Origin of the sequence: Simplicispira sp., from assembly GCF_028687295.1 — a bacterium.
GTDB lineage: Bacteria > Pseudomonadota > Gammaproteobacteria > Burkholderiales > Burkholderiaceae_C > Simplicispira > Simplicispira metamorpha.
Genome location: NZ_JAQUAL010000027.1, coordinates 18,303 through 27,171, shown reverse-complemented (window position 1 = coordinate 27,171; position 8,869 = coordinate 18,303). Strand labels below are relative to the sequence as shown.

At 67.0% G+C, this 8,869-nt stretch carries 5 protein-coding genes; all 5 read left to right on the top strand.

The genetic code is table 11. The features are described 5' to 3' along the window. On the top strand, nt 1-3,374 hold a 3,374-nt coding region (gene recB / locus PHX69_RS05165; protein WP_288042670.1), incomplete at its 5' end, for an exodeoxyribonuclease V subunit beta. A gap of 24 nt (nt 3,375-3,398) precedes the next feature. Then, the gene (recD, locus tag PHX69_RS05160; protein WP_288042669.1) at nt 3,399-5,672 is read left to right on the top strand and encodes an exodeoxyribonuclease V subunit alpha; all 2,274 of its coding nucleotides are present in this window, start codon (nt 3,399-3,401) and stop codon (nt 5,670-5,672) included. An 86-nt stretch (nt 5,673-5,758) separates the two neighbouring features. After that, the gene (locus PHX69_RS05155; RefSeq protein ID WP_119012525.1) at nt 5,759-7,288 is read left to right on the top strand and encodes a sigma-54 interaction domain-containing protein; all 1,530 of its coding nucleotides are present in this window, start codon (nt 5,759-5,761) and stop codon (nt 7,286-7,288) included. A 185-nt stretch (nt 7,289-7,473) separates the two neighbouring features. Then, complete coding sequence (locus PHX69_RS05150; RefSeq protein ID WP_288042668.1) at nt 7,474-8,658, top strand: substrate-binding domain-containing protein; 1,185 nt, start codon at nt 7,474-7,476, stop codon at nt 8,656-8,658. A gap of 17 nt (nt 8,659-8,675) precedes the next feature. Then, nucleotides 8,676-8,869 (top strand): ATP-binding cassette domain-containing protein (locus PHX69_RS05145; protein ID WP_288042667.1); only part of this gene is annotated, 194 nt, incomplete at its 3' end.

The following is an 8,869-nucleotide window of genomic DNA, read 5'->3' as shown; positions in this document are numbered from 1 at the left end:
GCATGCTGCGCGAGCACGCTTTTGACAGCGCCAGCCTGTTTGAAGAGGAGCTGGTGGCCGACGAAGAAGCCTTGCTCGCCCAGGCCGTGCAGGATTACTGGCGCCAGCAGTGCTACGGCCTGTCTGCCGACGCGCTGGCGCAGGTGCTGGGCGTCTGGCGCAGTGTGGATGCCTTGCTCAATGACGTGAAAGCGCTGCGGGGCAAAGTGCCGCAGGGCGAGGGCGCTGCGCTCAGTGTGGTGGAAGCGATGGCGCAGGCCCACAGCGAGCACCAACGGCAGTTGGATGTGCTGCGCAGTGACTGGAGTCGGCGGGTGGTGGCAATGCGCGGTTTTGTCAATGCGCAAACCCCACCGGCAGCCCACGGCTGGGCAGCCGGATTTCCTATGGCAAACCTCAATCGCTGGCTGGATACGCTACAGAACTGGACTGAAGGCAAGGACAAGGACGGCGAGAAGCCGACGCCTGTAGTGCTTGACCTGGGTAAGGGCTGGCAGCGCCTCACGCTGGCCGGGCTGGCAGCGATGCGCCAAGCCGGGGCCGGGCCTATCCCGTTCACGCAAGACGAGCAGGAGGCCTTCAATGCCTTCGCCACCCTGCAAATCGCCCTGCAAAACCTGCCCCAGCCCAGCGCCACCGCCCGCCGCCACGCCGCCGCCAGCGTGGCGCAGCGCCTGCGCCAGCTCAAGCAGCAGCAGGGCACGTTCGGTTTTGCCGACATGCTTGAGCGCCTGGACGCCGCGCTGCACAGCGCCAGCGGCGAGCGCCTGCGCGATCGCATTGCTGCCCAATACCCGGTGGCGCTGATTGACGAGTTCCAGGACACCGCGCCCCTCCAGTACCGCATCTTTGACCAGATTTACCGCACACCAGACAACGACCCCGAGCGCGCTTTGCTGCTGATTGGCGACCCCAAACAGTCCATTTACGGTTTTCGTGGTGCGGACATTTACAGCTACCTGCAAGCGCGCCGTGCCACCGCAGGGCGGCACTATGCGCTGTCGGTCAATTACCGCTCTACCCATGCGCTGGTGCAGGCCGTCAACCACAGCTTTTTGCAGGCCGAGGCGCGGCCACCGCAGCAGGGGCAGCCCGGCGGCGCCTTCCAGTTTGCCGCCAGCGATGGCAGCAACCCCTTGCCCTTTGTGGAAGTGGCAGCCCACGGGCGCCAGGAGCAATGGGTGGGTGCGGGCGCCGCCATGCCCGCCATCACGCTGGTGCATGACCTGGAGATGCAAAGTGCGGGCCACACGCGCTACGCCTTTGCCCAGCGCTGCGCCGAGCAAATCGTTGTGTGGTTGAACGATCCGACCAACGGTTTTCAAGAGGAAGGCAAGCCGCTGGAGCGCCTGCGCCCGCAGGACATTGCCATCCTGGTGCGCACCGGCACCGAGGCCGCTGCCATGCGCCGCGCTCTGCAAAAGCGCAACGTGGCATCGGTGTATTTGTCGGACAAGGATTCGGTGTTCCAGAGCGACGAGGCCCGCGACCTGGTGCATTGGCTGCGCGCCGTGGCCGCCCCGCAAGACGCTACCTTGGTGCGCGCCGCGCTGGCGCTGGCCAGCGTGGGGCTGGCGCTGGACGTGCTGGCGCGGCTGGCCACGCAAGACGATTGGTTTGACGAGCAGGCCGACACCCTGCGTGCGCTGCGGCAGGTCTGGGCCAGCCAGGGCGTGCTGGCCATGCTGCGCCAGACCATCCACCGCTTCGGACTGGCTGCGCGCTGGCTGCAACGCGATGGCGGCGAGCGCAGCCTGACCAATTACCTGCACCTGGCCGAACTGCTGCAACACGCCAGCGCCGATTTGGAGGGCGAGCAAGCCCTTATCCGCTGGCTGATGAACCAGATTGCTGAAAACGCCGAGCAAAGCGACGAGCAGGTGGTGCGCCTGGAAAGCGATGCCGACCTGATCAAGATCGTCACCATCCACAAAAGCAAGGGGTTGGAATACCCGGTGGTGTGCCTGCCGTTTGCCAGCAGTTTTCGGGGGTTTGACAAGCGCTATGTCACATCGGCCCTGCTGCCCACGGCGGGAGGCGAGCGCGAGCTAGTGCTGGACATGAACGACGAGGCCCAGACCCGCTACGAACAAGAGCGCTTGCGCGACGACCTGCGCCTGCTCTATGTGGCCATGACCCGGCCCCGCCATGCGCTGTGGCTGGGCTTTGCGGCGGTCAAGGTGGGCAACGGCAAGGCCTGCCAGACCCACCACAGCGCCATCGGCTACCTGCTGGGTGGGGCCGCCCCGCGTGAGGCAGCCGATTGGCTGGCGCCCTTGCAGGCGCTGGCCAGCGCGGGTACGGGCATCGTGCTGCACAGCGCCGACGCCCATACCAGCGTGACCCGTCTGGCGCCGCGTGGCCACCCAGCCGCTTTGCAAGAGGTGCCCGATTACCGCGCCGACTTTGATCGCCACTGGGGCATTGCCAGCTACTCGCGCCTGACCCGTGACCTGAAGAGCCCACCGCAAACGCTGGCGCAAAGCAGCCTTGCCACGCCACCACCCGCATGGCCTGCCCATGCGCTCTCGCCCCTGCACGTGCTGCGCCCTGCGGACGATGAAGCGCTGCCCGGTGGGGAGGCCGGGGAGGGCACCACGCCCGCGCTGCCCGCTGCCACCGCAGGCGCAGGCCATGCTGCCACGCCGATCTGGCACCACTTCCAGCGCGGGCCGCTCACGGGCAACTGGCTGCACCAGCAACTCGACTGGCTGGCTGACCAGGGCTTTGCCCTGCGCGGCAACGAGCGCCTGCAACAGCGCCTGCAAGCGCGCTGCGAGCAGGGCGGCTACCAGGAGTCGGCCCCCGCGCTGGTCGCCTGGCTGACCGACGTGGCCCACGCACCGCTGCCCGGTCTGGGCGTGGCGCTGGCCGATCTGCCCACCGCGCGCTCTGAAATGGAGTTCTGGCTGCCCGCACGCCAGATTGACACCGCCGCCATCGACGCCCTGTGCCGCGATTACCTGCTGCAAGGGGCAGAGCGCCCGCGCCTGCAAACCAGCACGCTGCACGGCATGTTGATGGGCTTTATCGATTTGGTGTTCGAGCACGAAGGGCGCTATTGGGTGCTGGACTACAAATCCAACGCCCTGGGCGCCGACGACAGCGCTTACGACGACCACGGCCTGCGCGCCGCCATGGCCACGCACCGCTACGACGTGCAGGCCGCCGTGTATGTGCTGGCGCTGCACCGGCTGCTGCAAGCCCGCCTGGGGAGCGCTTACGACCCCGAGACGCAATTGGGCGGCGCGGTGTATTTCTTCCTGCGCGGCCTCCATGGCCCGGCGGGGGGCGTTTACACCCTGACCTTGCCAACGCAGGCCTTGGGCGCACTCGACGCCATGCTCGAACTCTCCCCTGAACCCATTGCCTGAACCCTGTCGCTGGAGCCCTTGCCGATGAATCCCACCCTCCACACCCTGCGCGATTGGTCAGAGCAGGGCTGGCTGCGCCGCCTGGACAGTGCCATGGCCGATTTTGTGGCGCAGCACGATCCACAGGCCGAGCCCGCCTTGCTGGTGGCCACCGCCTTGCTGGCCCACATGGAAGGCCGGGGCCATGTCTGCCTGCCGCTGGCCGATCTGGTGCGCCAACCGCACAGCGCACTGGCCTGGCCCGCCCAGGCCAGCGAGGCCCTGGGCACCTTCTGGCCCAGCCTGCCTCCAGCGCCTGCGGCATGGGTGCAAGCCTTGCAGCGCAGCCCCGTCGTGCGCTGTGTGACCGATGGCAATGCCCCGCCCGACACCGGCCAGCCACTGGTGTTGGGCGGTACGCCAGAGGCGCCGCTGCTCTACCTGCGCCGCTATTGGGTGTATGAGCAGCAGGTGGCGCAGGCGGTGGGCCAGCGCGCCGCCGTAGCGCAAGCGGTGGACGAGCGCGCCGCCCGCGACTGGCTGAACCTGCTGTTTCCGAAACCGTCTGTCAACGATGCTGCTTCGCCGCCGCCCGTGCCCGATTGGCAAAAAATTGCCTGCGCCTTGGCCCTGCGCAGCCGCCTCACCGTCATCACGGGCGGGCCGGGCACTGGCAAAACCTATACCGCCGCGCGCCTGCTGGCACTGCTGCTGGCCACCAGCCCCGACCCTGCCCAGCTGCGCGTGGCGCTGGCCGCCCCCACCGGCAAGGCAGCGGCGCGCCTGCGCCAGTCGATCGACCAATCGCTGGCCAGCCTGCAAGCGAGCCTGCAAGGCGCCATGGACCTGCACGCCCTGGCCGAGCGCATTGGCAAGGCCCGCACCCTGCATTCGCTGCTGGGCATGCACCAGGGCAGCCGCCAGTTCCAGCACAACGCCCAGCACCCGCTGGATGTGGACGTGCTCATCGTCGATGAAACCTCCATGGTGCATTTGGAGATGATGGCCGCACTGCTGCAAGCCATGCCGCCCCAGGCCACGCTGATTTTGCTGGGCGACAAAGACCAGCTGGCCTCGGTGGAAGCGGGCTCGGTGCTGGGCGATTTGTGCGCCCACGCCCAGGACACGCGCTACCACCCCGCCACCTGCGACTACCTGCGCACCGTGGCGGGCGAGGCATTGAGCGCATCGGCCACGCCCGGCAGCGCGCTGGACCAGCAAACCGTGATGCTGCGCCACAGCCGCCGCTTTGGCACCGACATTGGCGCCTTGGCCAAGGCCGTCAACGCTGGCGCTGCTTTTGCCATCCAGACCACGCCAGATGTGCCCTGGGGCGCCTACGACTTGCTCCAGCGCGGCACCCGGCAAGCGCTGGCGGCTGGCACTTGGGCGCCACCCGCACAGGTCGCCCAAGCCCCAGTGGCCACCGACCTGGCAGCCCAAAAAACAGCACCCCAGGCGAAGGCTAAGGCGCCTGCCCGTGCGCGCCCAGCTGCCGCAGTGCAGGCACCCGATGCGCCCGCGCCAGCCCCCGAGGCCCCCGGCAGCGCAGCCCCTGCGACGGGCAAGGTGTATTTGCTGCCCGCCCCCGTACTGCCCGAGGCCGTGGTGCAACTGGCCCTGCATGGCCGCGCGCTGGCCCCGGCCTGTTATGGCGACTACCTGCGCGCCATGCACCACGGCATGAAGGCGCGGCCCGTGCCCGCAGTCCCGGCGACCAACGCCGCCCCGCCCGACGCGGCCAGCGCGGCCCAGGCCAGTGCCGTGGATACCCACACCGCCTGGGTCAAAACCGTGCTGCAAGCGTTTGACCGTTTCCGCATCCTGTGCGCCGTTCACGACGGCCCCTGGGGCGACCGCGCCATGAACCAGCAGGTGCAAAACGCACTGGCCCGCACTGGCCTGCTGCAGCCCCAAGGCGAATGGTTTGCGGGCCGCCCCATCATGGTCACGCGCAACGACAAGGCGCTGGGCGTGTTCAACGGCGACGTGGGCGTGGTGCTGCCCGCGCCCGAGGGCAAAAAAAACCTGCGTGCGTATTTTCTTGATGGCGAGCAGTTGCGCAGCGTCTCGGTCAGCCGCCTGGCGCATGTCGAAACCGCCTTTGCCATGACCATCCACAAAAGCCAGGGCTCGGAGTTTTTCCATACCGTGGTGGTGCTGCCCGACGCCGGGGGCGATCTGCTCACGCGCGAGCTGGTCTATACCGGCATCACCCGCGCCAAGGAGTTCTTGACGCTGGTCGAACCCCGCCCGGGCTTGCTGGGAACGGCCATGGCGCAGCAGGTCAAGCGGGCCAGTGGTTTATCAATCAAATAGGCTTGTAACGCTTTCTGGGTGGGCGCAAGCAGCTATTGATTTAATAGCTTTAGCATACGGAAATGGGCCTGCGCTACCATCGCCGCATGGCTCTTCCTGACCCCGCTACCACCCCCGCCGCAGCCACCCACGCCGCCTTGCCCCTGGACGCGCAAGGCATTCTGGAGCTGGCGGCGCGCTCCATGTTCCAGCTGTTTTCCAGCGTCAGCCAGGGCATGTTTCTGGTGGACCACAGTGGCCGCATCGTCTGGGTCAACGAGGGCTACCGGCGCTTTTTGCCCGACCTGGGCGTGGGCTCGGTCGAGCAGTTTCTGGGCCGCATGGTCGAAGAGGTGATTCCCAACACCCAGATGCGCAGCGTGCTCGACACCGGCAAACCCGTGTTGATTGACCTGCTCACCAACCAGGCGGGCACCTTTGTGGTCAGCCGCATTCCGCTGCGCGACGAGGCCCAGCAGGTCATTGGCGCCATCGGCATCGTGCTGTTCGACCACCCCGAAACCACGCTGCAACCCCTGATCAGCAAGTTTGCGCTGCTCCAGCGCGACCTGGACGACGCCCGGCGCGAGCTGGCCGTGCAGCGTGGCCGCCAGATCAGCGGCGCCGGCAGCGGCGTGCGCCGGGCCAAATACACCTTTGCCAGCTTTGTCGGCTCCAGCCCCGCCGCCGCCGAGGTCAAGCGCCAGGCGCGCCGGGCGGCCCAGTCGTCCAGCCCGGTGCTGCTGCTGGGCGAGACGGGCACGGGCAAAGAGCTGCTGGCGCACGCCATCCACGCCACCTCGGCGCGCTCGGGCGGGCCGTTTGTCAGCGTCAACATTGCCGCCGTACCCGACACCTTGCTGGAGGCCGAGTTTTTTGGCGTGGCCCCCGGCGCCTACACCGGTGCCGACCGCAAAGGGCGCGATGGCAAATTCAAGCTGGCCGACGGCGGCACGCTGTTCCTCGACGAGATTGGCGACATGCCGCCCAGCCTGCAAGCCAAGCTGCTGCGCGCGCTGCAAGAGGGCGAGATCGAGCCGCTGGGCTCCAACCAGCTGGTGCCGTTTGACGTGCGCGTGGTGGCGGCCACCTCGCGCGACCTGACCGCGCTGGTGCGCGAGGGCAAGTTCCGCGAGGACTTGTTCTACCGCCTGCATGTGCTGCCCCTGCGCGTGCCGCCCCTGCGCGAGCGGCGCAGCGACATCCCGGCGCTGGTCGAGGTGCTGGGCGAAGACCTGGCCCTGCGCAACGGCAGCGCTCCGCCCGAGCTGCTGCCCGACGCCCTGGCACTGCTGATGGCCCAGCCCTGGCGCGGCAACATCCGCGAGCTGCGCAACGTGCTGGAGCAGGCCGCCATGCGCAGCGACTCCGACACCATCGACGCCGCCCAGCTCACCCGCATCCTGCGCGAAACGGGCGTAGAGCCCGCCGCCCCCGAGCCCGATGCGCCCGCGCTACAGCCCGGCGCGCAGGCCCAGGGCGATTTGCTGCGCCCCCTGGCCCAGCAGGTGGCCGAGCTGGAGCGCCGCGCCATCGCCGCCGCCCTGGCCGCCCACGGCGGCAACAAGCAGGCCACTGCACGCCAGCTGGGCATATCACGCGCCACGCTGTACGCACGTATGGAAAACCCTGCGTAAAACTTGAACGGGTGTCTGCATAGCAGACAGTAGCGATGTCTGTTTTTTGAACACATGGTGCGTTGGTTGCTTCAGAGGTTCATTGGTTTTTCCAATGTAATCAATGACTTGTGCGATGTTCAGCAGGAATTTTCGGGCTGGCACGGACTGTGCAATGTTCAGTCACCACCACAGGAGACACATCCATGCAACGTCGCACATTGGTCGCACTGGCCGCTTTGGCCGCCACCGTTTCGGCACCGGCCTTCGCCCAGTCGGGTGAAATCCGCATTGCCCACATCTACAGCAAGACTGGCCCGCTGGAGGCCTACGGCAAGCAGACGCAAACCGGCCTGATGATGGGCCTGCAATACGCCACCGGCGGCACCATGCAGGTCAACGGCAAAAAAATCGTGGTCATCGAGAAAGACGACCAGGGCAAGCCCGACCTGGGCAAGAGCCTGCTGGCCACCGCCTACTCCGATGACAAGGCCGACCTGGCTGTGGGGCCGACGTCCTCGGGCGTGGCGCTGGCGCTGTTGCCGGTGGCCGAGGAGTACAAGAAGATTTTGCTGGTCGAGCCCGCCGTGGCCGACTCCATTACCGGCGACAAGTGGAACAAATACATCTTCCGCACGGGCCGCAACAGCAGCCAGGACGCCATCAGCAACGCCGTGGCGCTGGACAAACCCGGCGTCCACATCGCCACGCTGGGCCAGGACTACGCCTTTGGCCGCGACGGCGTCAAGGCGTTCAAAGAGGCCATCAAGAAGGCCAAAATTGTCCACGAAGAGTATTTGCCCACCACCACCACCGACTTCACCGCCGGGGCGCAGCGCCTGATCGACAAGCTCAAGGACTTGCCCGGGCGCAAGGTGATCTGGATTGTCTGGGCCGGGGCGGGTAACCCGTTCAAGATTGCCGACTTGGACTTGAAGCGCTACGGCATCGAGATTGCCACCGGCGGCAACATCCTGCCGGCCATGGCCAGCTACAAAAACTTCCCCGGCATGGAAGGCGCCACCTACTACTACTTCGGCATTCCGAAGAACCCGGTCAACGATGCGCTGGTGGCCGCGCACTACCAGCAGTTCAAGACGCCGCCCGACTTCTTCACGGCGGGCGGCTTTACCTCGGCCATGGCGCTGGTCACAGCCCTGAAAAAAACCGGCGGCGACACCAAAACCAACACGCTCATCAAGACCATGGAAGGCATGAGCTTTGACACGCCCAAGGGCGCCATGACCTTCCGGCGCGAAGACCACCAGGCCATGCAGAGCATGTACCACTTCAAGATCAAGGTGGACCCGGCCTTCAGCTGGGGTGTGCCCGAGCTGGTGCGCGAGATCAAACCCGAAGAGATGAACATCCCGATCCGCAACGCGCGCTGAGGCCAGGGCACCACCCCATGCTTGCAACCCAGGACCTGACCATCCGCTTTGGCGGCCACGTGGCGGTGAATGCCGTGAGCTGCGCTTTTGCGCCGGGCACGCTCACCGCCATCGTTGGCCCCAACGGCGCGGGCAAGACCACGTACTTCAACCTGATCTCGGGCCAGCTCAAGGCCAGCGCTGGCTCGGTGCGGCTGGGCGGGCGCGAGCT